This window comes from Actinomadura sp. NPDC000929, assembly GCF_040492065.1.
Classification (GTDB): Bacteria; Actinomycetota; Actinomycetes; order Streptosporangiales; family Streptosporangiaceae; genus Spirillospora; species Spirillospora verrucosospora.
In genome coordinates, this window is record NZ_JBEUPA010000009.1 from 37,503 (window position 1) to 64,197 (window position 26,695).

Below are 26,695 nucleotides of genomic sequence, written 5' to 3' on the forward strand. Positions count from 1 at the left end.
GTTCATCACGTTTTGTGGCGGCGGACAGCCCAAAATACCCCTACGATGCCTCAGCGTGATGGCTCGTACCCCAGAAGCGACGACGACCGTGCGCTCACCCGCCCGCGTCCGCCGGACCCTGCTCGCCACGGGGGCGCTGGTCGCGGCGGTGCTGACCGGCGCCTGCAGCGGCGACTCCGGCGGGACCGCCGCGCCGCCAGACGTCCCGATGCTGCAGGAACTCGGCACCCCGGAAGGCCGGCTCGACCTCGTCGCCTGGGCCGGATACGCCGAGAACGGCTCGAACGACCCGAAGGTCGACTGGGTCAAGCCGTTCACGAAGGCGACCGGCTGCAAGGTGTACACGAAGGTCGCCGACACCTCCGACTCGATGGTCGCGCTCATGAAGACGGGGCGGTACGACGGCGTGTCGGCGTCCGGCGACGCGAGCCTGCGGCTCATCTACGGCGGGACGGTCGCACCCGTCAACACCGGCCTGATCAGCAGCTGGGACGACATCGCCAAGTACCTGAAGAACCAGCCGTACAACTCCGCCGCCGGGCGGATGTACGGCGTCCCGCACGGCTACGGCGCCAACATGCTGATGTATCGTACGGACAAGATCACGCAGCGTCCGACGTCGTGGAGCGTGGTGTGGGACAAGGAGTCCCCCGCCGCCGGGCACGTCGTCGCCTACGACTCCCCCATCTACATCGCGGACGCCGCGCTGTACCTGAAGACGCACCGCCCCGAACTGAAGATCAACGACGTCTACGAGCTGGACGAGAAGCAGTTCGACGCCGCGGTGAACCTGCTCAAGCAGCAGCGCCCGAACGTGAACCAGTACTGGGCGAACTACCTGGACGAACTCCAGTCGTTCAAGAGCGGCTACAACTACGCCGGCACCGCCTGGCAGGTGACCGCGAACCTGGCCATGGCCGAGAAGGCGCCGGTCGCCACGACGATCCCCGACGAGGGGGCGACCGGCTGGTCCGACACCTGGATGATCTCCTCCAAGGCCCAGCATCCGACCTGCATGTACAAGTGGATGAACTGGATCACCATGCCCAAGGTGCAGGCGGAGGTCGCGCAGTGGTTCGGCGAGGCGCCCGCCAACCCCAAGGCGTGCAAGTACACCGCCAAGGGCTTCTGCTCGACCTACCACGTCGGCGACCCGGAGTTCTACAAGCGACTGGCGTTCTGGAAGACCCCCGTGAAGGAATGCGGGGACGACCGCGGCAGCAAATGCGTGGACTACTCCCGCTGGGCGCAGGCCTGGACGCAGATCAAGGGCTGACCCGCGCCTGACCAGGGGACCCGTACTGACCGCCGGCCGCACGTCAGGGCCAGCGGTACTCCGCGCCTGCGGACGGGACGTGGTGGGGCAGGTAGCACTTGGTCGTGACGTGCTCGTCCTTGCAGTCGAGGCACAGGTAGGTGCGGTGGCCGCGCAGGCCGCGGCCCCGCCTGTCGCAGGGCGGGCAGACGCACGGCGACCAGCCGACGATGACCCGGCCCGGGTCGAGCCGGTGCCCGGCCGGGCACAGGAACGGGACGTGTTCGGGAGCCTGCACGACTCCACACCCTACTCGAACATATGATCGATCCAGAAGGGCCCCGGTGGGGGTCAGCGGTCGCGGTGGGTCATCAGGCGGGCGAGCGCCCGCAGTTCGGCGTCGGCGGCCGGGGCGACTCCGGCGGCGTCGAGGTCGGCGAGGGCGTCGGTGAGGAGTTCGTCGGCGCGGGCGGCGGCCCAGGCGCGCCCGCCCGCCGCGTCGACGAGACCGGCGGCGAGGACCGCCTCCTCGTCGGTGAGCGGCTCCTCGCGCAGGTAGAGGGCGGCGAGGTCGCCGCCGGCGGCGCTGCCCGAGGTGAGGGCCGCGACGACGGGCAGCGACTTCTTCCGGCGGCGCAGGTCGGCGTGGACGGGCTTGCCGGTGACCGCCGGCTCGCCCCAGATGCCGAGCAGGTCGTCGACGAGCTGGAAGGCCAGGCCGAGGCGCTCGCCGAAGACGCGCAGCCGGGAGACCTGCCCGGCGGTGCCGCCGCCGTACACGGCGCCGAGCGCGCACGACGCGCCGAGCAGCGCGCCGGTCTTGCCGGCGGCCATGGCCAGGCACTCGTCGAGCGTGACGTCGGCGCGCTCCTCGAAGGCCAGGTCGGCGCGCTGGCCCTCGACCAGTTCCAGCACGGCCCGGGCGAGGATGCGCACGCCGCGGGCGACCACCGCGGAGGGCTCCTCGGCGAGGAGCTCGTAGGCGGCGGCGAGGAGGGCGTCCCCGGAAAGGATGGCGGCGTTCGCGCCGAAGACCGCCCACGCGGTGGGGCGGTGCCGGCGGGTGAGGTCGCCGTCCATCACGTCGTCGTGCATGAGGGAGAAGTTGTGCGCGAGCTCGACCGCCACGGCGGCCGGCAGGGCGGCCTGGACCGTCCCGCCGACCGCCTCCGCGGCCAGCAGCGTCAGCGCGGGCCGGATCGCCTTGCCGCCCGCCCCGGCGGCAGGGCGGCCGCGCTCGTCGCGCCAGCCGAAGTGGAAGCCCGCGGTGGAGCGCGACGCCTCCGGCATGGCCTCGACCACGTGGCGCAGCGCGGGGTCGAGCAGGCGGCGGCTCCAGGTGAGCACCTCCGCCGCCGTCCGGGGGCGGAGCCGCGGCTCCGTCCGATGGTCGCAGCCGACCACGGCCGGGTCGTCACTCCAGGCGGGCATGGCGGGTCCCCTCTCGTCAGCGGGCGATCTCGACGTTCTCCAGGACGCCGAGGGCGTCGGGGACCAGCACGGCGGCCGAGTGGTAGGCGCTGACGAGGTAGGTCAGCAGCCCCTTGTCGTCGATGCCGGTGAAACGGACCGTGAGGCCCGGCCGGACCTCGCCCTCCAGCCCGGTGCGGTGCAGGCCGACGACGCCCTGGTCGTCCTCGCCGGTGCGCAGCGCGAGGATCGAGCTGGTCCCGGTCGGGGAGATCGGGATCTTGTCGCAGGGGAGGATCGGGACGCCGCGCCAGGCGTGCGCGCGGCGGCCCTCGACCTCGACGGGCGCGGGGTACACGCCGCGCCGCGTGCACTCCCGGCCGATCGCCGCGATCGTCTTCGGGTGGGCGAGGAAGAACCGGGTCTTGCGGCGCCGCGCCAGCAGCTCGTCCATGTCGGCGGGGGTCGGCGGGCCCCCGAGGGTCTGGATGCGCTGGCGCAGGTCGGCATTGTGCAGCAGGCCGAAGTCGCGGTTGTTGACCAGTTCGTGCTCCTGGCGCTCCCTGATCTCCTCGATCGTCAGCCTGAGCTGCTGCTCGACCTGGTCCATCGGATCGCTGTAGAGGTCGGCGACCCGGGAGTGGACGCGCAGGACCGTCTGGGTGACGGCCAGCTCGTACTCGCGGGGCGAGGCCTCGTAGTCGACGAACGTGCTCGGCAGGACGGGTTCGCCGCCGTGCCCGGACGCCACCTCGATCGCCGCCTCGCCGTGCCTGGTCCGCGGCGGGGCGGGCGCGGCCCGGTACTCCTCCAGGTGCGCGCGCAGCGCCTCGGACCGCTCGGTCAGCTCCTCGACCGCCTGCCGCGGCAGCGACAGGACGATCACGGGGGTGAGCGCGCGGAACGTGTGCGCCCACTCCGCCGGCTCGCCGAGCAGGGCCTCGGCGCCGAAGAACCCGCCGCCGTCGCGGACGCCGACCCTGCCGGCGGCGTCGTAGGCGCCGGGGACGCTCTCCTCGACCTTGCCGTGGGCGATCAGGTGGACCGCGTCGAGGGGCCCGCCCGACTCCGCGATCACCTCGCCGGGCCGGTACTCGCGCTGCTCGAACCGCGCGGCGAGGGCGTCGAGGATCTCGGGGTCGGACAGGCCGCGCAGCGGCGGCAGCTCGGCGAGCTCGGGCGGGACGACCCGGATCGCCGCGCCGTCGTTGACGAACGTCACGAGACCGTCGCCGAGCCGGTAGGTGAGCCGGCGGTTCACCCGGTAGGCGCCGCCGGCGGCCTCCACCCACGGCAGCCGCGACAGCAGCCACCGCGGGGTGATGCCCTGCGTCTGCGGAACGGTCTTGGTCGTCGAGGCGAGGTTGCGTGCGGCGCGGGTGGAGAGGGCCAGCCGTTCCTCCGTCACGCGCCGGCACCGCCGTGCGCGACCTCGACCGACTCCAGCATGCCGAGCGCGTCGGGCACCAGGACGGCCGCCGAGTAGTACGCGCTGACCAGGTAGTTGAGGAGCGCCTTGTCGTCGATGCCCATGTACCGGACCGACAGCCCCGGCTGGTACTCGTCCGGCAGGCCGACCTGGTGGAGCCCGACGACGCCCTGCGCCGCCTCGCCGGTCCGCATCAGCAGGATCGAGCTGGTCAGCGTCGGCGAGACCGGGATCTTGTTGCACGGGAAGATGGGCACGCCGCGCCAGCCGGGCACCTTGTGGCCGCCGACGTCGACGCTGTCGGGGTAGATGCCGCGGGCGCTGCACTCGCGGCCGAACGCGGCGATCGCCTTCGGGTGCGCGAGGAAGAACGCCGGGTCCTTCCAGACGAGGGTGAGCAGATCGTCCATGTCGTCGGGCGTGGGCGGGCCGGAGCGGGTGTGGATGCGCTGCGACAGGTCGGTGTTGTGCAGCAGGCCGAAGTCGCGGTTGTTGACGATCTCCTGCTCCTGGCGCTCGCGCAGCGCCTCGATGGTCAGCCTGAGCTGCTGCTCGATCTGGTCCATCGGCTGGTTGTAGAGGTCGGCGACGCGGGTGTGGACGCGCAGCACGGTCTGCGCGACGCTCAGCTCGTACTCGCGGGGGGACGCCTCGTAGTCGACGAACGTGCTCGGCAGGACGGGTTCCCCGGCGTGCCCGGACACCACCTCGATCGCCGCCTCGCCGTGCGCGTTGTGCGCGCGGCGCGGGCTCGCCCGGTACTCCTCCAGGTGGGCCTGGAGGGAGGAGGACTGGCCGAGCGTCTCCTGGAAGTCGGCCTGGCTCATGCTGAGGATCGTGCAGGTGGTCACCGCCTTGACGGTGTGCTCCCACGTCGGCGGCTCCTGTCCCTCCTCGGTCCCGAGGAGGGCCTGCTCGCCGAAGAAGTCGCCGTTGGCGAGCGTCCCGAGGACGGCGTCGGAGCCGTACTCGCCCGCGCCGATCCTGCTGAGCTTGCCGTGCGCGACGAGGACGACGCGGTCGACGGGGCGGCCCCGCTCGACGACGACGTCGCCGGGCGCGTACTCCTGCTGGGTGAAGCGCCCCGCGATGGCGTCCAGGGTCAGGTCGTCGTCGTAGCCGCGCAGCGGGGCCAGCTCGCCGAGCTCGCGCGGGATGACGCGGACGTCGGCGCCGGTCGTCACGAACGTGACCCGGCCGTCGCCCAGCGTGTAGGTGAGCCGCCGGTTGACGCGGTAGGTGCCGCCGGACGCCTGCACCCAGGGAAGCAGCTTCAGCAGCCACCGCGACGTGATGCCCTGCATCTGCGGGACGGTCTTGGTCGTGGTCGCCAGGTTCCGCGCGGCCGCGGTGCTCAGGCTGTGCTGGTGGTCCTGTTGCTGCTGTTCCTGAAGCTGCTGTTCCGTCACGTCCACACCACCGATTCGTCGTGGTCTTGCGGGGAAGTTGCGGCCTTTGGCCACCCGTGACGCTACAGACGGTAATGAGACGGTCGCAAGGAGCCATTGGCAGCACCTCTGATTTGCCCTCGCGCCACACAACTCGCACCCGGGCGCGATATCGGCTGCTCAGCCGGAGGGCGTGGGGCAGATCACTCAGCCGCGCCGCGCCCCGGAGCCCACCGGTTCCGGGGCGTTCTCCTCCCCGGCCCGGTCGATCGGCACCCCGGCCGTCTCCGGGATCTTGATGATCGGCAGCAGCGCGACCAGGGCGACGATCATCAGGTAGTAGGCCGGGACGAAGTTGGAGCCCGTGGCGTCGATCAGCGAGCCCACGAGCACGGCCGCCGTCCCGCCGAACAGGGACGTCGAGATGTTGTAGCCGATCGCGAAGGCCCCGTACCGCACCTTCGTCGGGAACATCGCCGGGAACGTCGCGCCGATCACCGCCAGCATCAGCACCAGCAGCCCGCCGATGACCGCGTAGCCGACCGCGACCCCGGCCGGGTCGTGGGTCTGCATGAGCGCGAACGCCGGCCAGGACAGCACGAGGAACCCGACCGCGGTGGCGATCAGCAGCGGCTTGCGGCCGATCCGGTCCGACAGCGCGCCGAGCGGCAGGATCACCGTCATCATCGCCGCCTCCACGCCGATCGTGGTGAGCTGCGACGTGGTGTCGTTCATGTCCAGGAAGTCGACCAGGTAGGACGGCATGAACGTCAGCAGCGTGTAGACCGCGACGTTCAGCAGGATCACGATCCCGATGAGCCTCAGGATGGTGCGCCAGTGGTACTCCACGGTCTCCTTGAGCGGCGACCGCGCCTTCCGGCCCTCCGCCTCCATGTGCTGGAACGTCGGGGTGTCCTCGATCCGCGTCCGGACGTAGAGCCCGACGGCGCCGAGCGGCAGCGCGATCAGGAACGGGATGCGCCAGCCCCACCCCTGCATCGCGCTCTCGCTGAGGGACAGGTCGATGAGCAGCACGAGCCCGGCGCCCAGGATGTAGCCGCCGAGGGTGCCGAACTCCAGGAACGCCCCGTAGAACCCGCGCCGGTTCGTGGGCGCGTACTCGGCGATCATCGTGGCGGCGCCGCCGTACTCGCCGCCCGTCGAGAAGCCCTGGACGAGCCGGACGCCGAGCAGCAGCAGCGGCGCGGCGATCCCGATCGTGGCGTAGCCGGGCAGGACGCCGATCACGAACGTCGAGCCCGACATCAGGATGATGGTGGCGGCCAGGATCCGCTTGCGGCCGAGCCGGTCCCCCATCGGACCGAAGAACATGCCGCCGAACGGGCGGGCGAGGAACGCCGCCGCGACCAGCGCGAACGAGCGCAGCGTGGCGCTGCCGCCCGCGTCCTCGGGGAAGAACACCGTGCCGATGATCGAGGTCATCACGCCGGCGCTGAACACGCCGAAGTCGAACCACTCGATGCAGTTGCCCATCGCCGAGGCGATCACGGCCTTGCGGACGGCGCCCTCGCCGGGCCCGGCGCCCTCGGGCGGTCCCGCGCCCTCGCCGCCGCGTCCCGGATCCGCTCCCCGCCGCGCGTTCGTCGAGTCGTCCACGGCATGCCCCTGCCCGAAGATCAGCAAAAGTAACGGGGGGTTGGGGCTCCGATGACTCTGCGGCAGGAGGCCTGCTCAGGCCCCTGGACGAGCCCCGGTCAGGACCTGCGGGACCGCCGGCGGGGCGTCCGCGCGGTGTCCCTGTCCTCGTCGGCGCCGCCGAGGACGTCGTCCGGCAGCGCGGGCAGGACGGTGGTGCGCAGCGGGTCGCCGTCCAGGGGGCCAGCGGCGGGGGGCGGGGTCTCGTCCCGTCCGGGAAGCTCATCGGTGGACAGGGGGTCGCCGGTGACCTCGGGGGCTTCGGCGTTCTCGGGGTCTTCGGCGGCCTGCGGGTCGTCCGGCAGCTCGTTGGTGCTCAGCGGGTCGCCGTCCAGCAGCTCGTCGAGGGACACGGTGGCCTGCGGGTCGTCCGGCGCGTCCAGCAGGTCGTCCTCGGGGATGGAGACGAGCGCCTGCGTCTCCTGCGCACCGCGCGTGATCACTCCGCTGGCGAGGACGGTGTTGCGGTGCCGCAGCGCACCGTTCTCGCGGAGCAGGTTGTCGATGTCGGAGCGGGCGCGGGCGACGCGGCGGCTCATCCGCAGGTGCACGACGAGGCCCCCGGCGGCGGCGCCGAGGACGAACCCGGCGACGGGCAGGCCGACGGCCGACGGCGCGAGCGTGGCGACCAGCGCGACGACGACCAGCGCGACGACCACCGCGAGCGCGAGCAGGTGCTCTTCCACCCAGTCCAGGACGGTGTTGACGCGCTTGGGGATCCTCACTCGCCTTCTCCTCCACTCGGCTCGGAACGGGGACAACGACCGGGCCGAGGCGTGATGTTCCAGCGCCGCGGCTCCGCCGTTCCAGGGGACGCCGCCGGGCTCCGCGGCCGGGACGGCTCCGGGCTCGCGCCCCTGCGCGCCGCCCTGTCAGTCGACGGGCTCCCACGGATCGTGATCGGAGGGAGACCTTGCCGAAACCCTAACAGGACGTGACGGCCGCGTCCGACCCGGCGCCCCGCGTGCGCTCCGCCAGGATGCGAACACATGGCCGTGGCGAATATCGTCCTTGGATATGAGCGAACACTTTGACGTCGTGGTCCTGGGCGCGGGCCCGGGTGGATATGTCGCCGCGATCCGGGCGGCGCAGCTTGGGCTGAAGACGGCGATCATCGAGGAGAGGTACTGGGGCGGGGTGTGCCTCAACGTCGGCTGCATCCCCTCGAAGGCGCTGCTGCGCAACGCCGAGCTGGCGCACATCTTCACCCACGAGCAGAAGACGTTCGGGATCAACGTCGAGGGCAGCGTGTCCTTCGACTACGGCGTCGCCTACGAGCGCAGCCGCCAGGTGTCGGACAAGCTCGTCAAGGGCGTCCAGTTCCTGATGAAGAAGAACAAGATCACGTCCTACGACGGGCGGGGCACGTTCACCGACCCGAACACCCTCCAGGTGGCCAGGCAGGACGGGTCGAGCGAGACGGTCACGTTCGACAACTGCATCATCGCGGCCGGGGCGCACACCAAGCTGCTGCCGGGCACGTCGCTGTCGGAGCGCGTGGTCACCTACGAGGAGCAGATCCTCAGCTCCGAGCTGCCGGACAGCATCGTCATCGCGGGCGCCGGCGCGATCGGCGTCGAGTTCGCCTACGTGCTGCACAACTACGGGGTGAAGGTCACGATCGTCGAGTTCCTCGACCGGATGGTCCCGAACGAGGACGCCGACGTGTCGAAGGAGCTGGCCAAGCGCTACCGCAAGCTCGGCGTGGACGTCCTCACCTCGACCCGGGTCGACGCGATCGACGACTCCGGCGAGAAGGTCAAGGTCACCGTCACCGGCAAGGACGGCGCACAGCAGGTGCTGGAGGCCGACAAGGTGCTCCAGGCGATCGGGTTCCAGCCGAACGTCGAGGGCTACGGGCTGGAGAAGACCGGCGTCGCGCTGACCGACCGCGGCGCGATCGACGTGGACGGCCGCTGCCGCACGTCCGTCCCGCACATCTACGCCATCGGCGACGTCACCGCGAAGCTGATGCTCGCGCACGCCGCCGAGGCCATGGGCATCGTCGCGGCCGAGACCATCGGCGACGCCGAGACGATGGAGCTCGACTACGTGATGATCCCCCGCGCCACCTACTGCCAGCCGCAGGTCGCCTCGTTCGGCTGGACGGAGGCGCAGGCGAAGGAGCAGGGCTTCGAGGTCAAGACCGCGAAGTTCCCGTTCAGCGCCAACGGCAAGGCGCTCGGCCTCGGCGAGGGCGACGGCTTCGTCAAGGTGATCAGCGACGCGAAGTACGGGGAGATCCTCGGCGCGCACATGATCGGCCCCGAGGTGACCGAGCTGCTGCCCGAGCTGACCCTGGCGCAGCAGTGGGACCTCACCGTCAACGAGGTCGCGCGCAACGTGCACGCCCACCCCTCCCTGGGCGAGGCCATGAAGGAGGCCGTGCACGGCCTGGCCGGGCACATGATCAACCTCTGATCCGCGGGACGGCACGAGGCCGCCGCCACGGTCCGTCCGTGGCGGCGGCCTCGCCGTCTCCGCCGGTCAGGCCGTCGGCCAGCGCTTCAGCGCCCGGTAGGCGGGCTGCCACTGCGTCTCGAACGCGGTGCGGGCGGGCTCCGGCAGGACGGACAGCGTGGCCGCGGCCGTCGCGTCGTCCACTCCGTCGAGGAGCCACGGCAGCACGCGCGGCGCGTTCGGGCCGACGTGGCGGCCGTGGACCTGGCCGAAGTTCTGGAACTGCTCCGCCTTCAGAGTGGCGTCGATCAGCGGGATCGCCTCCTTCTCCTCGTGCGCGAGGTGCGCGGTGAGGGCGGTGGCGAGGGCGTCGACGATCTCGCCGACGGGCTCGGCGCCGGTGTCGACGGCCTCGATGAGGGGGTCGACGGCGGCGTGCTCGGCCTCCATCGCGTCCAGCAGCGCCAGGTCGTCGGCGCGGCCGGCGAGGGTCTCCCGGACGACCGGCCAGAGCGCCTCGTCCTCGGCGGTGTGGTGGGCGTGCAGGGACAGTTTGAACAGCTCCCACCCCGCCGCCGCGGCCAGCAGGCGGCGGGGGTCGTCGTCCTCGCGCGCGGTCACCTCGGCGAGGTGCTCCAGCTCCCTCCTCAGCGCGTCGTGCATGACGTACATCAGGGTCCAGTCGTATTCGCTCATCGCTCCTCCTTCTTCACCGCACTGACGGAGCGGCCGGAGGAAAGGTGACGGCGAGAGGCGACGGCCCGGGGCGGAGAGCGCGGATCGTCAGCGGAGCGGGTCGAACGGGTCCAGCTCGCCCGGACGGCGCCCGGTGGCGATCATCTCCGCGAGGAGGCTCCCGGTGGCCGGTCCGAGCGTGATGCCCCACATGCCGTGGCCGCCCGCGGCGAAGACCCGCGGCGACCGGGTGGCGCCGATCAGCGGGAGGCCGTCGCGGGTGCAGGGGCGCGATCCGACCCACTCGTCCTGCCGGGCGCCGAGGTCGGCGCCGCGCAGCAGCGGGCGCGCGGCCTCGACGATCGCCCGGATCCGGCGCGGGTCGAGCGGCGCCTCGGGACGGCGGAACTCCATCATCCCGGCGACGCGGAGCCGGTCGCCGAGCGGTGTGCAGGCGACCCGCTGCGCGGGGAAGTACACCGGCGCGTCGGGGACCCGCTCCATCGGCACGCTGAAGCTGTACCCGCGACCCGCCTGGACGAGCGCGCCGACGCCGAACCGCCGGGCGAGGTCGCCGAGCCACACGCCGCTCGCCAGCACCACCGCGTCGAACGTCTCGAAGTCGCTGCCGCCCGTGCGGACCGCCACGCCGCCCGGCTCGTCGCGGACGTCCGTCACGTCCGCACCCGCACGGATCTTGCCGCCGCGGTCGCGGACGGAGTCGGCGAGCGCGTGCACGAACACGCCCGGGTTGATGAACCGCTGGCCGCGCAGCAGGATCGCCGCGCCGATCTCGTCGGAGAGGGCGGGCTCCACCCCGCGCGCCTCGTCGCCGGTCAGGACCTCGTACTCCAGCTCCTGCCCGGCGGCGCGGATGTGCTCGATCTCCTCCAGCAGGACGCGCCGCTCCCCCTCCGTCCGGTACGCGGCGAGGAAGGACCCGGCCTCGCTCGTCTCCGCGCGGACGCCGCCGTCCAGCAGCGCGTCGAAGCTCGGCAGCGCCCGGCCGTTGATCGGCACCAGCGCCTCCATCGCGCGCCGCCACCGCGCGGCCGTGCTGTTGCGGGCGAAGCCCGCGAGGAACCGCAGCAGGCGCGGGTTCGCGCTCGGCGGGACGTAGACCGGCGAGGACGGGCTGAGCACCGCGCGCACGCCGTAGGAGAGGACGGCCGGTTCGGGCAGCGGGGTCGCCAGCCCGGGGGTCAGCCACCCGGCGTTGCCCCAGGACGCTCCGGCCGCGACGTCCCGCCGGTCGAAGACGGTGACGTCGTCGCCGTGCTCCTGCAGGAACCACGCCGTGGACAGACCGACCATCCCGGCCCCCACGACGGCGACTCGGCGCGCCATGGCCTCTCCTCTCCTCGTGAAACGTGTCACCTCGATGGTGAGGCGTCCGCGAGCCGATGCCCCTGTCGAGTTCGGCCAATCAGGAGGCCCACCATGGTGCGAAGCGCACAATGGAGGGAAGGAGGCAGATCGAATGATCAGTGTGAGCGGCCTGGTCGACGCGCTGGGCCCGGGGCTGCTGCGCCTGGTCGCCCCCGGCCGGGACGCGCAGGTGCACGACGTCGTCCTGGCCGAGCCCGGCGAGGCCGCCGGGCAGCCGGGAGAGATCGTCCTCGGCGCCGGCGTGACCGGCCCGGCCGGTGCCGTCGCGCTCCTGGAGCGCGCCGACGCGGCGGGGGCGAGCGGCGTGGTGCTCAAGTCGCCCCTCGCCGGGGCCGCCGAGGTGGCCGCCGCCGCGCGCCGCCTGGCCCCGGCCCTCGTCGAACTCCAGCGGGACGCGTCCTGGACGCACGTCATCTGGCTGGTCCGCGGCGCCGTCGACCGCGCCCACGCCCCGCTCCCCGGGCCGTCCGGCCCGCAGGACGACCTGTTCGCCCTGGCCGACACGGCGGCGGAGATCGCCGACGCCCCGGTGACGCTGGAGGACGCGCGCTCCCGCGTCCTCGCCTACTCGGGCCGCCAGGACAGCACCGACCCGGCCCGCGTCTCCACGATCGTCGGCCGCCGCGTCCCGCCGCAGGTCATCGCCCACCTGCGGGCCTCGGGAGTGTTCCGCAAGCTGGCCCGGTCGAGCGACCCGGTCCTCGTCCCCGCGGGCCCGGACGGAATGCTGCCCCGCCTCGTCATCCCGGTCCGCGCCGGCGGCGAATGGCTCGGCTCGATCTGGGTGGTGGCGCGCACGGCGGTTCCCCCCGACCGGGTCCGGCGCCTGGCCGACCTGGCCTCCGTCCTGGCCCTGCACCTGCTCCGCCTCCGAGCCGAGGCCGGCGTCGCGCGCCGCGTCACGGCGGACGAGGTGCGCGCCGCGCTCCAGGACGGCTCCCGGCCCGTCCCGGCTCCCCCGCCCTGGCGCGTGGTCGCGCTCGGCGACCAGGCCGGGACCGACGACGTCCGCCGCCGCCTCGACCTCTGGGACGCGATCACCCGCCGCTACGGCTGGCGCCGCCCCCTCCTCACCGACCTCGCCGGCACGATCTTCGCGGTCCTGAGCGAGCCCGGCCGCGACACCGCCGAATCCGGGACGACGCCCTGGCTGCGCCACGTCCTCACCCGCGTCCGCGCCCACGACCGCACCCTGTACGCGGCGGCGGGCGGCCTCGCCCGCTCCCCCGCCGACCTCCCCCGCTCCCGCGCCGAGGCGTCCGAACTCGCGGCCCTGGTCGGCTCCGGCGGCCTCGCCCCCGGGGCCGTCCTCCTGGAGGACGCCTGGGACGAGGTGGTCGTCGAACGCGCCCGCAAGGCGGTCGGCGCCGACCTGCTGGGCGGCCCCCTCCCCGCCCTCCGCGCCCACGACGAGAAGCACGGAACGTCCTACCTCCCGACCCTCGCCGCGTGGCTGGACCACTACGGCGACACCAAAGGCACGGCCCAGGCCCTGGCCGTCCACCCCAACACCCTCCGCCACCGCCTGCGCCGCATGACCGAGACAACCCCGCTCGACCTCACGAGGCCCCAGACCCGCCTGGCCCTCCGCCTCCAACTCGCCGCCCTGGGAGTTCGGCCATAGCCCGCGGCGCCCGCCGTTCCTCAGCCGACGGCGCGTTCCGCGTAGGGGCGCAAGGCCTTGCGCAGCTTGGCCGCGTCCGGCGGCTGCCCGATGGAGGCCCGGTCGTCGAGCTTGACGCTCCCTGGGCACGCCGCGTCGCCGGGCACCGTGAAGCGGCCCAGCGGCCTGGCGGTCTTCGCCTCGTAGATCTCGAAGACGTAGGAGGCCTTCAGGAGCGAGATCTTGGTCGTGCCCAGCGCCCCGGTGCGCTCCGACAGCTGCCAGTCCAGCCGCGCAACGGCTTCGGGGACGTACTCGCAGACCCGGGTCTCCCGTCCCGTGTCCTGGTAGCCACAGGCGACGAGCTGGACCTTGGGCTTCGCGCCGGCGTCGCTCCCCCCGTCGTCCGCCGTCCAGCGGGCGGGAAGCTCGTCGGCGTCCTCACCGGTGTTGGCGTTCACGTACAGCAGCCTCACGGCGTGCGGGCCGTTGCCCCGGTAAGGTTCGGCGACCTCTTTGAAATACGTGTCGCCCCGCGCCTTGCCGACCGGTTCCCGGGGGCAGAACAGGTTCACGGTGTCCGGGGAGGGCGGCTCCGGGGGAGGCGGATCGGCCAGCATGCCGACCACGCCGATACCACCGAAGATCACGACGATGCCGATGCCGAACGTCCACCATGCGATCCGATCCGACCTTCGCATGCCACGATTCTGAACGATCGCCCCGCACGCCTCCACCAGATCGCGCCCCGGCGCCTCCGGCACGCCGAGCGGCCAGAGCCGAACGAGCACTGACGATCAGCATGGAACCGCCGGCATCGGACTCGCCCGCCTGGGATAAGGCGATATTCCCCGACATGGGGGAGAAGAATTTCTCCGGCACAAAGGTCGACCACGGGACGCTCGACTTCACCGAGTCTCGCGGATCGCCATTCCTCCCTGTAGCGATTCCATGATCTTCGCTCGCGTTCACGCTTGCCCGCGTCAGGGGAGAGCTTGGAACGAACGGGGGGAAAATTCATGATCATAATCAGTTCATCGGAAACGACGCGACGCAGGGCCCTCGGCCGGTTCTGCGGCGCCGCCGCGCTTCTCGCGGGCCTGGTCGCGACCGGGGTGGCGGCGCCCGCCGGCGCCGCCACGGCGGCGGCCCCGGACCCGGCGAGTCCACGGGCGGCGACGTCCCAGACCAGAACCGAGAACGGCCGGCTTCCGGTCAAGGCGATCGAGAAGATTCTGCAGGCCGACGGCCACGTCAGCAAAAGCGGGGTTCTCGAAGTCGACATCGACCGCACGGACCTCCATGTCATCGGGGGCAATCCCCCGGTGAGATTCAAGGACGGCTTCCAGATCCAGCACGAGCTGTTCTTCCAGTCGCTCGGGCACGGAAAGGCGATCCTCAACGGCGACCTGGCGCTGCGGCCCCAGGAGATCCAGCCGGTCATCGACTCGTTCATCGCGCACGGGCTCACGTTCCAGGCGCAGCACCAGCACCTGTACGACCTGCGGCCGATGGTGTGGTTCCTGCACTTCCGCGCGATCGGCGACCCGCTCCGGCTCGCCGGCGCCGCACGCGCCGCCATCGCCAAGACGTCCACGCCGCTGCCGCAGCACTCGCCGCCGCATCCCACGACCCCGCTTCCCGTGCGGAAGCTGGAGAGGATCCTCGGCGGGGACGCGACGGTCGGGGAGAACGGGATCGTCACGGTGACCGTGCAGCGCACCGACAGGATCAGGCTCGGCGGCGTGGTCGTCGACCCGGACCTCGGGGTGTCGACCAGCATCCAGTTCCAGCCGCTCAGGAAGGGCCGGGCGGCCGTCGTTCCGGACTTCTCGATGACGGCGAAGGAGACGCAGCCGGTCATCACGGTCATGCGCCGCCATCGCTGGGAGGTGGGCTGCCTCTACAACCAGGAGACCGACGAGCACCCGCAGCTGTACTTCTCGCACATGTACCGCGTCGGTGACCCCGTCACCCTCGCCCGGCAGATCCGCGAGGGGCTCGACCGCACGGCCGCCAAGCGCGCCTGACCGGCGGGCCACGGCATCCACGCTGAGAGCGCGGCCGGCGGCGGAACCTCCGCCGGCCGCGAGGTCCCTGGCGAGCGCGGTATGCAGCACCGGGCCCGGTCAGTCGGTCTTCTGCGGGATGAGCTGAAGGCGGATGTCGCCGTCATACGCGACGACGAACGTTGAGATCCGGGCCGTGCGAGCGTCGGGTCTCCAGGTCAACGGGACGAGGAAGAGGCGCCCGCCCGAGGCCAGAAGAAGTCGCAGGTTCTGGTAGCGGTGGCGGTAGGTGACCGATCTGCCGAAATCGGCGTGCAGCGTTTCGGGCGGAGCGTCGCTCAGCGGCTCCTTGGTGTAGAGGACGACCTCGGGAAGCTCGGCGAAGTCGCGGGCGTCGTCGTAGGCGCGGGCGACACCGACCTCGCCGGCAAGGCTGTTGGCCGCCCAGAACAGGCCCATCGCGACCACCGCGAACGCCACGTACCGTCCGCCGCGCTCCACGTCGGTCAGAGCCGGACGTTCTCGCCAACCGCCGTCCCCCGCTTGGCGGAACAGCCAGAACGCGTAGACCAGCGAAGGTACGCCGGCCGTCAGGCAGAGCGGCGTCACGCCGGGTGTCTCGTTCGCGGCGACCTTCGCCGACAGGACTCCGACCAGCGCCCTGCCGGTGAGCGCGAGCCCGGCCAGCGCCACGGTCAGCGCGATCCGGCGGGCGGCGCGCACCCGGTCCGGGAGCACCACGCCGCGCACGACCGCATGTCCGCCGAGACTCGCGAGCACGATCAGGAGGAGGAGCACTGCCGCCGGGTACGCCACCTCCACGCCGTAGAGCAGGAGTGTCTGGTTCCCGAGGTCGGTGAGTTGCAGATCAACGCCGAAGTAGCGGAACCGCTGGAGCGTGGCGACATAGCCGTACCAGATCAGGACGGCCGCGACGAGCGACGTCGGCGGGCCGAAGGTGCCGAGTGCGGAGAGTCGCTGCGTCCAGTCCGGCGCCGGTCCGGGATCGGGCTCCGGAGGGAGAGGCCTGCGCGCCCTCGCCAGCCGTTCGGATCGGCTCCTAGCACTGGCCGAGATTGCCCTCGCCTCCGTTCGGCGCCTCGGGGAAGGGCGTCCACTTGGTGCAGGCGTTCAGCGTCAGCGTCGTCTGCCAGGTCGCGCGCACCGGACGGTCGCCGGTCGCCCCGAGACCACCGCACGGCCCGGAAGAATCCGTGCACAGCTTCGAGAGCCGCCACGTGACCAGCACCGTATAGCGGGCGGGTCGTGGAATCTCTGGCCGGTCGGTGTACACGGGGGTGATCGCGCACGGGTCCGTGGGCGCGACCACCGTGTCCGGCGCACAGGGCTTGCGCGCCTGGATGCCCACCCCCGCGGCGCCCGTGCAGCTCGGAGCCGTCTCGTAGGTGACGGTCCCGAACCGGGACCGCGCCAGAACATCGTCGGACATGCCGCTGTCGGCGATCTGCACGGGCTCGCCCGACTGCGCGGCCGTGAAGCCCTCGATCCGCACGGGGTAAGGGCTCCAGACCATCTGGCACAGCGCGTCCGGTGTCCGGTTCTGGAGGGACGCTCCACTGCCGGTGCTCACCCGCGGCGTCGTCCAGGCGCGCGGCGACGGACCCACCGACGGCGGCCCGGTCGTGCCGCCGGTCGGCTGATCGGTCGCCGCCCCGGTCGCCGCCCCCGTCGCTGAGGGGGCGAGCGTCACGGGGTCGGCCCTTGGTCCTTTGTGCGATGAGCCGCCGCACGCCGTCAGCGTGGCCAGGCCGAACACCAGTGACACCACGGCTAAGGGACGCGAACCCATTTCCCCATTGTCGGAGAGTTCCCCCTGCTGGAGGAGGCCTTCATGCAGGCCGGACGCGGCCACCGCGCGCCATGCGCGCGTGAACCGGAGCCGCCCAGCCGGCCGGGAGGACCTCGCCTTTCTCATGCCGGTCGATCCGGGTCCGGGCGGCGGCACAACGGTGTGGTGGGCGCAGGTCCTGGAGGGCCGGGGATCGGCGGCCCGAGACCGGCGCGAGGGGGCCGACGCACGCAACGAATAGCGCGAATGAGACGGAAACGCGCAACGAACCGCCAGGTCAGAGCAACATCGGCGCATTGGATTGCGCGTGTCTGGTTCCTAGGCTTTCGCTGAGTCGTTTCCCCTTCGGATGTCCCTGGAGACACCTATGACCGTCATGCCGGCGATGGAGCCGACCGCCGTCCGGACCGCGCTGCGGCGGCACTACCTGATGTGCCGTCCGGACCACTTCGCCGTCACGTACGCGATCAACCCGTGGATGGACCCGGCGGCCGGGGCCGAGGCGGCGAAGGCCGTGGCGCAGTGGGAGGAACTGCGGGCGGCGTACCTCGCCCTCGGGCACGAGGTGAGCCTCATCGACCCGATCGAGGGGCTGCCCGACATGGTGTTCGCGGCCAACGGGGCCCTGGTGGTCGGCGGACGGGTGTACGGGGCGAAGTTCACGCACCCGGAGCGGTACGCGGAGGGTCCCGCGTACGCGAAGTGGATGCTGGAGAACGGCTTCTCCGAGCTGCTTGAGCCGCAGCACACGAACGAGGGCGAGGGCGACTTCCTCACGCTCGACCACGTCATCCTGGCCGGGACGGGGTTCCGCACGGAGATCGCCGCGCACCAGGAGGCGCAGGAGTTCCTCCGCCGCCCGGTGGTGACGCTCCGGCTCGTCGACCCGCGCTTCTACCACCTGGACACGGCGCTGTTCCCCCTCGGCGGCGACAACGTCGCCTACTTCCCCGGCGCGTTCTCCCCCGGCAGCCGGGCGGTGCTCAGGCGGCTGTTCCCGGACGCGATCCTCGCGAGCGAGGCGGACGCGGCGGTCCTCGGGCTCAACGCCGTCTGCGACGGGCGCAACGTCGTCATCAACGCCGAGGCGGTCGGGCTGATCGAGACGCTGCGGGAGCACGGGTACGAGCCGCTGCCGGTCGACCTGTCGGAGCTGCGCAAGGCGGGCGGCGGGCCGAAGTGCTGCACGCTGGAGCTCCGCTCCTGATCGGTGGAGAGCTCCGCTCCTGATCGGTGGGGAACCGCGTTCCTAGTCGGCCGGGGCGAGGCGGCGGCGGGCCAGGGCGCGGGTGCGCAGGACGCCCGTCACGCCGATCGCCCAGATGCCGATCTGGACGGTCCAGGCCGCCCGGAACGCTCCGGGCGTGAACTCACCTCCGGGTGACAGGGCGTCCAGGACCACCCCGATCAGCAGGATCGTGACGAGGGAGGCGACGAAGCCGCCGACGTTGACGATGCCGGTCGCGGTGCCCTGCCGTCCCGGCGGGTTGAACGTCCGGGCGTAGTCGAAGCCGATCATCGAGCCGGGGCCGCCGGGCGCGACGCACAGCACGAGCAGGACCAGCAGCCAGGGCGGCGCGGGCGGCGGCACGGCGAGGACGGCCGCCCACGCCGCCGCGTTGAGCGCGACGATGCCGAGGACGAGCCAGGACCGGCGCAGCGGGTAGCGGGCGACGAGCCGTCCGATGAACGGTCCGGACACGACGTTGACCAGCACGAACAGCGTCAGCAGCGTGGAGGCGGTCGCGGGGCGCAGGCCCTGCCCGGACACCAGGTACGGGTAGCCCCACATCAGCGCGAAGGTGTTGGACGAGAACTGCGTGACGAAGTGCGACCAGAGGCCGAGGCGCGTGCCGGGGTGGCGGAACGCCTCGGCCAGGTTGGCGCCCGTCTCGCGCAGGGACGGGACGTCCGCGCGCCCGGGGCCGTCGCGCAGCACGGCGACGGCGAGCACCGCCATGAGGGCGCCGAGCGCGGCGGCGGAGCCGAACGCTGTGCCCCAGCCGGGGCCGTGCAGGAGGGCGACCAGGGGGATCGCGCTGAGCACCTGGCCGAGCTGGCCGAGCTGCCCGGTGAGCTGGGTCACGACCGGGACGTAGCGCCCGGGGAACCAGGTCGCGACGATGCCGAGGACGCTGATGAACGTCATGGCGTCGCCGGCGCCGACCATCACGCGGGCGGCGACGGCCGTCCCGACGCCGGTGGAGACGGCCATGAGCGCCTGGCCGCCGGCCATCAGCAGCGCGCCGCCGGCGACCATCCGGCGCGGGCCGACGCGGTCGAGCAGGAGCCCGACGGGGATCTGCAGGCCCGCGTACACGAGCAGCTGCAAGACGGTGAAGGACGCGAGGATCCCGGCGGACGCGTCAAAGCGGTGCGCCGCGTCCAGGCCGACGACGCCGAAGGACGTCCGGTGCAGTACCGCCACGGCGTAGGCGAGGACGCCGACGCTCCACAGCACCCACGCCGTGCGGGCGGGCTTCTTCCGGGCAGGGGCTTTCTGGGGAGTTTGGGCGGTCTGCACGTTTACTAAATTTATGTCACCCTTGCCGTCTCATGACCGGCGGGGCTTCGCGCGCAGGTGCATCCGCTCCCCCTGCGGCCCGAAAAGGCTGAGCACCTCGACCGGCCCGCCGTCGCCGCCGAACCAGTGCGGCAGCCGGGTGTCGAACTCGGCCGCCTCCCCCGGCTCCAGCACCATCTCGCGGCCGGCGAGGAAGAGGCGCAGGCGTCCGTTCAGCACGTACAGCCAGTCGTAGCCCTCGTGGGTCCGCGGCTCGGGCGGCGGGATCCGCTCGGGCACGACCATCTTGAACGCCTGGACGCCGCCGGGCCGCCTGGTGAGGGGGAGCACGACCATGTCGTGCATCCGCAGCGGCCGCGGCCTGATCCGCGGGTCGCCGACGGCGGGGGCGCCGACCAGCTCGTCCAGCGGGACCTGGTGGGCCTGGGCGAGCGGGAGCAGCAGCTCCAGGCTCGGCCGCCGCTTGCCCGACTCCAGCCGCGACAGCGTGCTGACCGAGATGCCGGTGGCCTCCGCGAGCGCGGCCAGCGTGACGTTGCGCTCCTGCCGCAGCCTCCTCAGCCGCGGCCCGACCCCGGCCAGGACCTCCTCGGTCGTCTCCATGCCCTCATTGCAGGATTGGCAACGAAGTTTGTCAAATCCGGAAGGCGTCGCGCACCCTCGGGGCATGACCGAACGAGACGTACTGATCATCGGTGGGGGGCCGTCCGGGCTGAGCGGCGCCCTCACCCTCGCCCGCGCCCGCCGCTCCGTCACCGTCGTCGACGCGGGCGAGCCGCGCAACGCCGGGGTCGACCACATGCACGGGTTCCTCACCCGGGACGGGATGCCGCCCGCCCGCCTGCTGGAGACCGGCCGCACCGAGGTGCGCGGCTACGGCGCCGAGATCGTCGAGGGGACGGTCGCCCGCGCCGAGAAGGGCGCCGAGGAGGGCTTCGTCCTCACCCTCGGCGACGGCACCCGGTTGCGGGGCCGCCGCCTGCTGGTCACCACCGGCGTGACCGACGTCCTGCCGGACGTCCCCGGCCTGCGGGAGCGGTGGGGCCGCGAGGCGCAGATGTGCCCCTACTGCCACGGCTGGGAGGTCCGCGACCAGAGGATCGCCGTGCTGGGAACGTCCCCGAACTCCGTCCACCAGGCGCTGCTGCTGCGCCAGTGGTCGCCCGACGTGACGTTCGTCCCCGTCGCTCCCGGCGACGCCGCGCCCCCGGCGGGCGAGGACGCGGCGCGGCTGGCCGCGCGCGGCGTCCCCGTCGCGCCGAGCGGGGTGCGGCGCGTCGTCGTCGAGGACGACCGGCTCACCGGCCTGGAACTGGCCGACGGCTCGGTGCTCGGCTGCGACGCCGTGTTCCTCGCGCCGACGTGGGTCCCCAAGGCCGGGCCGCTGACCGACCTCGGCTGCGAGACCGGCGAGGACGGCTTCGTGAAGACCGACCCGACCGGGCGGACCAGCGTGGCCGGCGTGTGGGCGGCCGGCAACGTCGTCGTCCCGGCCGGCCAGGTCGTCATGGCGGCGGCGGCCGGGGCGATGGCCGGCGCGATGATCAACGCCGACCTGGTCGAGGAGGAGGTCGCCCGGGGAGTCAGTGTCGCAAAGTCCCGGCCCACTTCGCTCGCCTAGGGGCTCGCTACGTGACCGTGCCTGGGCGAACGCGGCATCGCTTCGCGATCTGCCCGGCTCCGCTCGCCTCCGGCTTCGCTCCACCGGCCAGGTCACGCGTTCGCGCTCATGGCCGAGGCCACCTCGAAACCCGTCCTAGGCTCGGGGGTGTGGCGGACGAGGAGGAGTGGCGGCGGGCGCGGGCGGAGCTGAACGCGGGCCGCGGACGGCTGGGCGAGGTCGCGGACGGGCTGTACCCGGACGTGCCGCGCGTCGCGGGGACCCCGCTGCTCTGCCGCGACGACTGGATCCCCGGGGCGCCGATCCCGCTGGAGGAGATCCGGCTGGAGTGGGACGCCCGTCCCGTCCCGGCCGCGATCGCCGACCCGGCCGACGGGCTCCCGGAGGGGTACCGGACGTACGCGGAGGCCGTCGCCGCCCTCGCCCCTCCGAAGGTGTTCGAGGACCGTCCGAGCTACCGGCTGGTCGCGGCCGAGCCGCCGGTGCTCCGGCTCGGCCCCGCCCGCTACTTCGACGCCGTCAACGTGGGCGAGTCGGTCGCCCACGAACTCGCGGCCGGGGTGGACGGGCTGCCGCTGCGCGACCGCGTCGGCGACCCGTGCGACCTGTCACGCAGGGCCGCGCTGCCCGCCGTCACCACGGTCACCGTGACGACGTCCGGGCGGTACGTCCTGCACCGGCGCGACGCGGCGAAGGTGGCGCACGCCGGCGGGCTCTTCCAGGTGATGCCGGTCGGGGTGTTCCAGCCGCTCGGTGACGAGCCGCCTGATCTGTGGCAGTGCATGGTTCGCGAGTACGCCGAGGAGCTTCTCGGCGCCGACGAGGACTACGGCGACGGCTTCGTCCAGGAGGACTGGCCTTTTCACCAGGCGATGACCGCCGCGCGCGACGGGGGACGCCTCCGGGCGCACTTCCTGGGGCTCGGAGTGGACCCGTTGACGCTCGCGCTCGACCTGCTGACGGTCGTCGCCGTCGACGACGCGCTGTTCGGCGAGCTCTTCGGCGGCCTCGTCGCGGTCAACGACGAGGGCGAGGTGTCGATGGCGCCGTTCGACGGGGCCGTTCCCCGGCCGATGCAGCCGGCGGGGGCCGCCGCGCTGGGTCTGGCGCGGCGGCACCGGGCGGCCCTCGGGCTGTAGCGGCCTCATTCGCGGCAGAGCGAGCGCAGCTCGTCGAGCGCGTCCACCAGGTGGTCGATGATCTCCGAGGGGTCGGGGATGAGCTCGCGGCAGGCGACGATGCCGACGTCCACCTTCCCGTCGTAGGAGAACACGGTGATGTTCAGGCCGCCGCTGACGTCGGTGATGACCGAGATCGGATAGTAGGCGAGCACCTTCGCGCCGCACAGGTACAGCGGGAACTGCGGGCCGGGCACGTTGGAGATGACCAGGTTCACCGCGCGCAGCGACACCGCCGGCGCGGCCCGCAGCGCGAGCCGCGTGACCGCCCCGGCGAAGGGCGCCGGGAGCAGCCCGCTCATCTCCCGCACCCAGCCGCCCGACGTCCCGGTGAACCGCCGCTTGGCCAGCTCCATGTCGCGCTGGACGGCGGAGTACCGGTCGGCGGGGTCGGGCAGGTGCGTGGCCAGCGGCGTGGTCATGATCGAGACCTGGTTGCCCGGCTCCGCGGCCGCGCTCGCGCCGCGCCGCAGCGACACCGGGACGGCCGCGACCAGCGGGCGCTCGGGCAGGTCGCCGCGCTTGTCGAGCCACTGCCGCAGCGCCGTCGCGCACAGCGCCATGACCACGTCGTTGACGCTGCCGCCGAGGGTCCGCCGGATCTCCTTGATGTCGGCGAGCGGCAGCTCCCCGCAGGCGACCGCCCTGCGCCGCCCGATCGGGCGGTTGAACGGCGTCGGCGGCGCGCTGATCCGCGGCGCCCTCGGCAGCTCCGGGCGGCCCAGCACGCCCTGCATCCACGACGACATGAGCCCGACGCCCGGGACGGACGCCAGGCCCGGGACCTCGTCCAGGTACGGGGCCGTGCGCACCGCCGACACCGCCGACCGCACCGGGTGCAGCGCCGTCCGCAGCAGCCCCGTGCCGAGCATGCTCGCGGTGCCGGGCGCGCGGGCCGGGACGGTCTCGTCGGCCGGGAGCTCGCGGGGCTCGGGCGTCAGGTCGAGCAGCGCGGCGAGCGTCTCGGCGGCCATCACGCCGTCGACGGCCGCGTGGTGCACCTTCACGTAGACGGCCGTCCGGCCGCCGGCGAGGCCCTGGATGAGGACCATCTCCCACAGCGGGCGGGACCGGTCGAGCGGCTGCTCGTGGAGCATCGCGACCAGGTTGGCGAGCTGGCGGTCGCTGCCGGGCTCCGGCAGCCCGAACTCGGAGATGTGCCGCTCGGGCTCGAAGTCGGGGTCGTCCTCCCAGTACGGGTTGTCCAGGCCGAGCGGCACCTGGACGAGCCGCTGCCGCAGCGGCCGGGCCGCGAGGTGCGCGCGGGCGCGGATCAGCTCGGCGACGTGCGGGACGGTGAGCCGGCCGCCGGGGCAGGTCCCGGGGTCGACGATGCCGAGCCCGGCGATGTGGGCATGGGTCGTCGCGTTCTCGGCATGGAGGAAGGTGGCGTCCACCGTGGTCAGCTGGGTCATGCTCTCTCGTCCGTCCGCTCGTCCTGGGCCGGCTTACTCTCTAGGAGTTATGCGCTGGAAGTCCGCAGGTCAATGAAGGCCGCCAGGAAGTAACAGCGACTTAACGGGACGTTTCACCCAGTTCATCGACCACTTTTCGCGGCGCTGGAGAACATTTGCCCGTGTCCCGACCTGATGTGGTCAGAAAACTTCACAACATCGATCAAGCGGGCAATCGTTCACCGGCGCCAAGATCATCCCAGTAGGCTCGTACCCCATGACGGCACGACCACTCTCGGAGATCGTCGAGGCGGGATGGGCGGCCGCGCTGGCCCCCGTCGCCGGGACGATCGCCGCCGCGGGCGACTGGCTGCGCGCCGAGGTCGCCGCCGGGCGCCGCTACCTGCCCGCCGGGAACCACATCCTCCGCGCCTTCACCCAGCCGTTCGACGACGTGCGCGTCCTCATCATGGGGCAGGACCCCTACCCGACGCCCGGCCACCCGGTCGGCCTCAGCTTCTCGGTCGCCCCGGACGTCCGGCCGCTGCCCGGCAGCCTCGTCAACATCTTCCGCGAGTACGGCGACGACCTCGGCCACCCGCAGCCGTCCAACGGCGACCTCACCCCCTGGACGCGGCAGGGCGTCTGCCTGCTCAACAGGTCGCTGACCGTCATGCCGGGCAAGCCGGGCTCGCACCGCAACAAGGGCTGGGAGGAGGTCACCGAGCAGGCCATCCGCGCCCTCGCCGCCCGGGACCGCCCCCTCGTCGCCATCCTGTGGGGCCGCGACGCCCGCAACCTCAAGCCGCTGCTCGGCCGCGTCCCCTGCGTCGAGTCGGCCCACCCGAGCCCCATGTCGGCCGACCGCGGCTTCTTCGGCTCCCGCCCCTTCTCCCGCGCCAACCAGTTGCTGGAACAGCAGGGCGCCGCCCCGGTCGACTGGAAGCTGCCGTAGCCCCAGGGGGCGACCCCCTGGAACCCCCGTTACGAGCCGGGCGATCCTTACGCCACGGTGCGGGTTTCCGTGCCCGTGCGGTCTGGTGTCGTGTCGCTGCGGTCGCCCGGCTCGGCGGGTCGTGCGACCTCCAGGCGCCAGAGCGCCTTCCGGCCACCCGACCCGCGCCCGTGGCTGAGGCCTAGCTCATTCCTTGGGGAGCTTGCGGAGGAAGAGGGCGAACTCGCCGGCGCCCTCGGCCGCGTCCGGGGAGAGGGGGGTGAGGCGGCGCTCGCCGTGGCTCCAGTAGACGCCGGGGGCGCAGGGGTCGTCGGCGTTGGCGTGCATCTCCCGGACGACGTCGGCGAAGACGGGCAGGACCTCGCGGACGGCCGTGGAGGTGATCGGGTACAGCAGCAGCGTGCTGTGGCAGGGGACCCCGACGAGGGCGCCGTGCTCGTTCGGCCACGGGACGAACTGGTGGACCTCGCTGAGCAGCGCCGACACGTAGCGGCTGCCGGGCTTGCCGACGACGCGGACGTTGCGGCCCGGCAGGAGCGGCTGGTCGTGCACGGACACGTCGGCCAGCTCGCGGTCGTGGGTGTTCGTCATCACGTAGCCGAGCTTGTGCAGGCCGAGCAGGCCCGCGCGGGCCTTGGTGAGGGGGCCGCCGTAGCGGGGGTGCTCGATCATCACCATGGCGTCGAAGTGGTCGCCGGCGGGGACGACGACGAGGCCCTCGCGGTCGCGGGGGTCGAGCTTCGGCACGATGCGCAGGCGCAGCAGCTCCCGGACGTCGCCGAACAGCTCCATCTCACCGACGGCGAGGAACGCGCGGTCGCCGACCTCGCGGACCCACTCGTCCACCACCTTCGGCCACGCCGAGCGCGGCTCGCGGGCGCAGCGCTCCAGCACCGTCCAGCTGGAGGCGCGCGCCTCCGACCGGCCCACGGGCAGCACCACCTCGGAGGTGCCGTGATCGAACCAGGCGCTGGGCGCCAGGGCGGGCAGCACGTCGCGGATGAGCGCGTGCACGTCCGCCGCCGCGTCCAACGGTTCCATGGGGCTCATCCTCCCTCAGCATTCGGCGGATCAGTTGCACACCCACCTTCTCAGAGTTGGACCCGGTTGTGCGATGCATCGCGATCCCCGCCTCGCACTCGCTGATCAGGAGTTGCTCAAGTACGGTGCCTACATGCGCGAACTCGTGTACCCACCGGTGATCAAGACGGCTCTCGGCGTGTTCAAGGCCCTGAACATCAGAATCCGTCTGGAGGGGACCGACCAGATCCCCAGTACCGGCGGTGCGGTGCTCGTCAGCAACCACGTCAGCTACCTGGACTTCATCTTCGCGGGCCTCGCCGCGCACCCGGCCGGCCGGCTGGTGCGGTTCATGGCGAAGAAGGAGATCTTCGACCACCGGATCGGCGGCCCGCTGATGCGCGGCATGCACCACATCCCGGTGGACCGCGACGCGGGCGCCTCCTCCTACGCGGCGGCGCTCAAGGCGCTGCGGGGCGGGGAGATCGTCGGGGTGTTCGCCGAGGCGACGATCAGCCGCTCGTTCACGGTGAAGGACATCAAGAGCGGCGCGGTGCGGATGGCGGTGGCGTCCAAGACCCCGCTCGTCCCGGTCGCGATCTGGGGCCCGCAGCGGTTGTGGACCAAGGGCCGCAAGCGCCGGCTGTTCCAGCGCAACGTGCCGGTGACGATCATCGTCGGCGAGCCCATGCACCCCAAGCGCGGCGACGACTACGAGCAGGTCACCCGGGATCTGCACGCCCGGATGGCGGAGCTGCTGGAGAAGGCGCAGCGCGAGTACCCCGACGTCCCGCGCTCGGACGAGACGTGGTGGCAGCCCGCCTACCTCGGCGGCACGGCGCCGACGCCGGAGGAGGCCGAGAAGCTCGACCTGGAGGAGGCCGAGGCGCGCAAGGCCGCCCACGCGGAGCGCGAGGCCCGGGAGGGCGGCGGCTCCTGACCCGCCCCGGCCCCGACGAGCGGGCCCGACCGCGGTGCG

The 26,695-nt window shown here is 72.6% G+C and carries 24 protein-coding genes; 9 read left to right on the forward strand and 15 right to left on the reverse strand.

Going from position 1 to position 26,695, the window contains the following annotated elements; genetic code table 11:
- The first annotated feature begins 58 nt into the window (after positions 1–58).
- Positions 59–1,276 (forward strand): ABC transporter substrate-binding protein, encoded by a 1,218-nt coding sequence (locus ABWI04_RS05600; protein ID WP_345182785.1) that lies wholly within the window; start codon positions 59–61, stop codon positions 1,274–1,276.
- Positions 1,277–1,319: 43 nt separating this feature from the next.
- On the opposite strand, the gene ABWI04_RS05605 is transcribed toward ABWI04_RS05600, so the two are convergent.
- From ABWI04_RS05605 to ABWI04_RS05630, 6 genes are all read right to left on the reverse strand, one after another.
- Positions 1,320–1,553: a hypothetical protein gene (locus ABWI04_RS05605; RefSeq protein ID WP_185027349.1), complete on the reverse strand. Its 234-nt coding sequence runs from the start codon at positions 1,551–1,553 to the stop codon at positions 1,320–1,322.
- A 53-nt stretch (positions 1,554–1,606) separates the two neighbouring features.
- Positions 1,607–2,686, reverse strand: coding sequence for a family 2 encapsulin nanocompartment cargo protein polyprenyl transferase (locus ABWI04_RS05610; protein ID WP_345182726.1), 1,080 nt, complete (start codon positions 2,684–2,686; stop codon positions 1,607–1,609).
- Between the two features lie 16 nt (positions 2,687–2,702).
- Positions 2,703–4,073: a family 2B encapsulin nanocompartment shell protein gene (locus ABWI04_RS05615; protein ID WP_345182727.1), complete on the reverse strand. Its 1,371-nt coding sequence runs from the start codon at positions 4,071–4,073 to the stop codon at positions 2,703–2,705.
- Positions 4,070–5,503, reverse strand: a complete 1,434-nt coding sequence (locus ABWI04_RS05620) for a family 2B encapsulin nanocompartment shell protein (RefSeq protein ID WP_345182728.1) — start codon at positions 5,501–5,503, stop codon at positions 4,070–4,072. Before ABWI04_RS05620 ends, ABWI04_RS05615 begins: the two co-directional genes overlap by 4 nt.
- Before the next feature lie 186 nt (positions 5,504–5,689).
- Positions 5,690–7,099, reverse strand: a complete 1,410-nt coding sequence (locus ABWI04_RS05625; protein ID WP_353831656.1) for an MFS transporter — start codon at positions 7,097–7,099, stop codon at positions 5,690–5,692.
- 98 nt (positions 7,100–7,197) lie between these two features.
- The gene (locus ABWI04_RS05630) at positions 7,198–7,863 is read right to left on the reverse strand and encodes a hypothetical protein (RefSeq protein ID WP_353831657.1); all 666 of its coding nucleotides are present in this window, start codon (positions 7,861–7,863) and stop codon (positions 7,198–7,200) included.
- Positions 7,864–8,155: 292 nt separating this feature from the next.
- On the opposite strand from ABWI04_RS05630, the gene lpdA reads away from it, so the two are divergent.
- Positions 8,156–9,559: a dihydrolipoyl dehydrogenase gene (gene lpdA, locus ABWI04_RS05635; protein WP_345182732.1), complete on the forward strand. Its 1,404-nt coding sequence runs from the start codon at positions 8,156–8,158 to the stop codon at positions 9,557–9,559.
- Positions 9,560–9,625: 66 nt separating this feature from the next.
- On the opposite strand, the gene ABWI04_RS05640 is transcribed toward lpdA, so the two are convergent.
- Positions 9,626–10,234, reverse strand: coding sequence for a hemerythrin domain-containing protein (locus tag ABWI04_RS05640; RefSeq protein ID WP_353831658.1), 609 nt, complete (start codon positions 10,232–10,234; stop codon positions 9,626–9,628).
- Between the two features lie 87 nt (positions 10,235–10,321).
- Positions 10,322–11,560: an NAD(P)/FAD-dependent oxidoreductase gene (locus ABWI04_RS05645; RefSeq protein ID WP_353831659.1), complete on the reverse strand. Its 1,239-nt coding sequence runs from the start codon at positions 11,558–11,560 to the stop codon at positions 10,322–10,324.
- Between the two features lie 133 nt (positions 11,561–11,693).
- On the opposite strand from ABWI04_RS05645, the gene ABWI04_RS05650 reads away from it, so the two are divergent.
- The gene (locus ABWI04_RS05650) at positions 11,694–13,226 is read left to right on the forward strand and encodes a PucR family transcriptional regulator (RefSeq protein ID WP_353831660.1); all 1,533 of its coding nucleotides are present in this window, start codon (positions 11,694–11,696) and stop codon (positions 13,224–13,226) included.
- A 20-nt stretch (positions 13,227–13,246) separates the two neighbouring features.
- Here the strand turns inward: ABWI04_RS05650 and ABWI04_RS05655 are convergent, their stop codons facing one another.
- The gene (locus ABWI04_RS05655; protein ID WP_345182737.1) at positions 13,247–13,906 is read right to left on the reverse strand and encodes a hypothetical protein; all 660 of its coding nucleotides are present in this window, start codon (positions 13,904–13,906) and stop codon (positions 13,247–13,249) included.
- A gap of 318 nt (positions 13,907–14,224) precedes the next feature.
- Here ABWI04_RS05655 and ABWI04_RS05660 point away from each other — a divergent pair, with 318 nt between their 5' ends.
- A complete protein-coding gene (locus ABWI04_RS05660; protein ID WP_353831661.1) occupies positions 14,225–15,235 on the forward strand; it encodes a DUF1259 domain-containing protein in 1,011 nt (336 codons plus the stop codon).
- Between the two features lie 99 nt (positions 15,236–15,334).
- Here the strand turns inward: ABWI04_RS05660 and ABWI04_RS05665 are convergent, their stop codons facing one another.
- Positions 15,335–16,012: a hypothetical protein gene (locus tag ABWI04_RS05665; RefSeq protein WP_353831662.1), complete on the reverse strand. Its 678-nt coding sequence runs from the start codon at positions 16,010–16,012 to the stop codon at positions 15,335–15,337.
- A 262-nt stretch (positions 16,013–16,274) separates the two neighbouring features.
- Positions 16,275–17,024, reverse strand: a complete 750-nt coding sequence (locus ABWI04_RS05670; protein ID WP_353831663.1) for a hypothetical protein — start codon at positions 17,022–17,024, stop codon at positions 16,275–16,277.
- Between the two features lie 367 nt (positions 17,025–17,391).
- Between ABWI04_RS05670 and ddaH the strand changes: the two genes are divergently transcribed.
- Positions 17,392–18,231: a dimethylargininase gene (gene ddaH / locus ABWI04_RS05675; protein WP_345182742.1), complete on the forward strand. Its 840-nt coding sequence runs from the start codon at positions 17,392–17,394 to the stop codon at positions 18,229–18,231.
- Positions 18,232–18,273: 42 nt separating this feature from the next.
- On the opposite strand, the gene ABWI04_RS05680 is transcribed toward ddaH, so the two are convergent.
- Together ABWI04_RS05680 and ABWI04_RS05685 are read right to left on the reverse strand one after the other, a co-directional pair.
- Positions 18,274–19,548 carry an MFS transporter gene (locus ABWI04_RS05680; RefSeq protein WP_353831664.1) on the reverse strand — a complete coding sequence of 425 codons (1,275 nt, stop codon included), beginning with the start codon at positions 19,546–19,548 and terminating at the stop codon, positions 18,274–18,276.
- Between the two features lie 30 nt (positions 19,549–19,578).
- On the reverse strand, positions 19,579–20,151 hold the full coding sequence (locus ABWI04_RS05685) for a helix-turn-helix domain-containing protein (RefSeq protein WP_345182744.1): 573 nt from the start codon (positions 20,149–20,151) through the stop codon (positions 19,579–19,581).
- Between the two features lie 64 nt (positions 20,152–20,215).
- On the opposite strand from ABWI04_RS05685, the gene ABWI04_RS05690 reads away from it, so the two are divergent.
- Complete coding sequence (locus ABWI04_RS05690; protein WP_353831665.1) at positions 20,216–21,169, forward strand: NAD(P)/FAD-dependent oxidoreductase; 954 nt, start codon at positions 20,216–20,218, stop codon at positions 21,167–21,169.
- Positions 21,170–21,318: 149 nt separating this feature from the next.
- Positions 21,319–22,308, forward strand: coding sequence for a hypothetical protein (locus ABWI04_RS05695; RefSeq protein ID WP_345182746.1), 990 nt, complete (start codon positions 21,319–21,321; stop codon positions 22,306–22,308).
- Between the two features lie 5 nt (positions 22,309–22,313).
- Here ABWI04_RS05695 and ABWI04_RS05700 read toward each other — a convergent pair whose 3' ends face one another.
- The gene (locus tag ABWI04_RS05700) at positions 22,314–23,762 is read right to left on the reverse strand and encodes a WS/DGAT/MGAT family O-acyltransferase (RefSeq protein WP_345182747.1); all 1,449 of its coding nucleotides are present in this window, start codon (positions 23,760–23,762) and stop codon (positions 22,314–22,316) included.
- Between the two features lie 256 nt (positions 23,763–24,018).
- Here ABWI04_RS05700 and ABWI04_RS05705 point away from each other — a divergent pair, with 256 nt between their 5' ends.
- Positions 24,019–24,696, forward strand: a complete 678-nt coding sequence (locus ABWI04_RS05705; protein WP_345182749.1) for a uracil-DNA glycosylase — start codon at positions 24,019–24,021, stop codon at positions 24,694–24,696.
- 186 nt (positions 24,697–24,882) lie between these two features.
- On the opposite strand, the gene ABWI04_RS05710 is transcribed toward ABWI04_RS05705, so the two are convergent.
- Positions 24,883–25,737 (reverse strand): hypothetical protein, encoded by an 855-nt coding sequence (locus tag ABWI04_RS05710; protein WP_345182750.1) that lies wholly within the window; start codon positions 25,735–25,737, stop codon positions 24,883–24,885.
- A gap of 133 nt (positions 25,738–25,870) precedes the next feature.
- Here ABWI04_RS05710 and ABWI04_RS05715 point away from each other — a divergent pair, with 133 nt between their 5' ends.
- Positions 25,871–26,656, forward strand: a complete 786-nt coding sequence (locus ABWI04_RS05715) for a lysophospholipid acyltransferase family protein (protein WP_345182751.1) — start codon at positions 25,871–25,873, stop codon at positions 26,654–26,656.
- Positions 26,657–26,695 lie beyond the last annotated feature (39 nt).

Excerpts from the sequence above, each read along its gene's own strand:
- ABWI04_RS05655 (WP_345182737.1), bottom strand. The coding sequence starts at position 13,906 with ATGCGAAGGTCGGATCGGATCGCATGGTGGACGTTCGGCATCGGCATC.
- ABWI04_RS05700 (WP_345182747.1), bottom strand. The coding sequence starts at position 23,762 with ATGACCCAGCTGACCACGGTGGACGCCACCTTCCTCCATGCCGAGAAC.
- ABWI04_RS05640 (WP_353831658.1), bottom strand. The coding sequence starts at position 10,234 with ATGAGCGAATACGACTGGACCCTGATGTACGTCATGCACGACGCGCTG.
- ABWI04_RS05685 (WP_345182744.1), bottom strand. The coding sequence starts at position 20,151 with ATGGAGACGACCGAGGAGGTCCTGGCCGGGGTCGGGCCGCGGCTGAGG.
- ABWI04_RS05670 (WP_353831663.1), bottom strand. The coding sequence starts at position 17,024 with ATGGGTTCGCGTCCCTTAGCCGTGGTGTCACTGGTGTTCGGCCTGGCC.
- ABWI04_RS05660 (WP_353831661.1), top strand. The coding sequence starts at position 14,225 with ATGATCATAATCAGTTCATCGGAAACGACGCGACGCAGGGCCCTCGGC.
- ABWI04_RS05715 (WP_345182751.1), top strand. The coding sequence starts at position 25,871 with ATGCGCGAACTCGTGTACCCACCGGTGATCAAGACGGCTCTCGGCGTG.
- ABWI04_RS05645 (WP_353831659.1), bottom strand. The coding sequence starts at position 11,560 with ATGGCGCGCCGAGTCGCCGTCGTGGGGGCCGGGATGGTCGGTCTGTCC.
- ABWI04_RS05600 (WP_345182785.1), top strand. The coding sequence starts at position 59 with ATGGCTCGTACCCCAGAAGCGACGACGACCGTGCGCTCACCCGCCCGC.
- ABWI04_RS05650 (WP_353831660.1), top strand. The coding sequence starts at position 11,694 with ATGATCAGTGTGAGCGGCCTGGTCGACGCGCTGGGCCCGGGGCTGCTG.
- lpdA (WP_345182732.1), top strand. The coding sequence starts at position 8,156 with ATGAGCGAACACTTTGACGTCGTGGTCCTGGGCGCGGGCCCGGGTGGA.
- ABWI04_RS05705 (WP_345182749.1), top strand. The coding sequence starts at position 24,019 with ATGACGGCACGACCACTCTCGGAGATCGTCGAGGCGGGATGGGCGGCC.
- ddaH (WP_345182742.1), top strand. The coding sequence starts at position 17,392 with ATGACCGTCATGCCGGCGATGGAGCCGACCGCCGTCCGGACCGCGCTG.
- ABWI04_RS05710 (WP_345182750.1), bottom strand. The coding sequence starts at position 25,737 with ATGGAACCGTTGGACGCGGCGGCGGACGTGCACGCGCTCATCCGCGAC.
- ABWI04_RS05690 (WP_353831665.1), top strand. The coding sequence starts at position 20,216 with ATGACCGAACGAGACGTACTGATCATCGGTGGGGGGCCGTCCGGGCTG.
- ABWI04_RS05610 (WP_345182726.1), bottom strand. The coding sequence starts at position 2,686 with ATGCCCGCCTGGAGTGACGACCCGGCCGTGGTCGGCTGCGACCATCGG.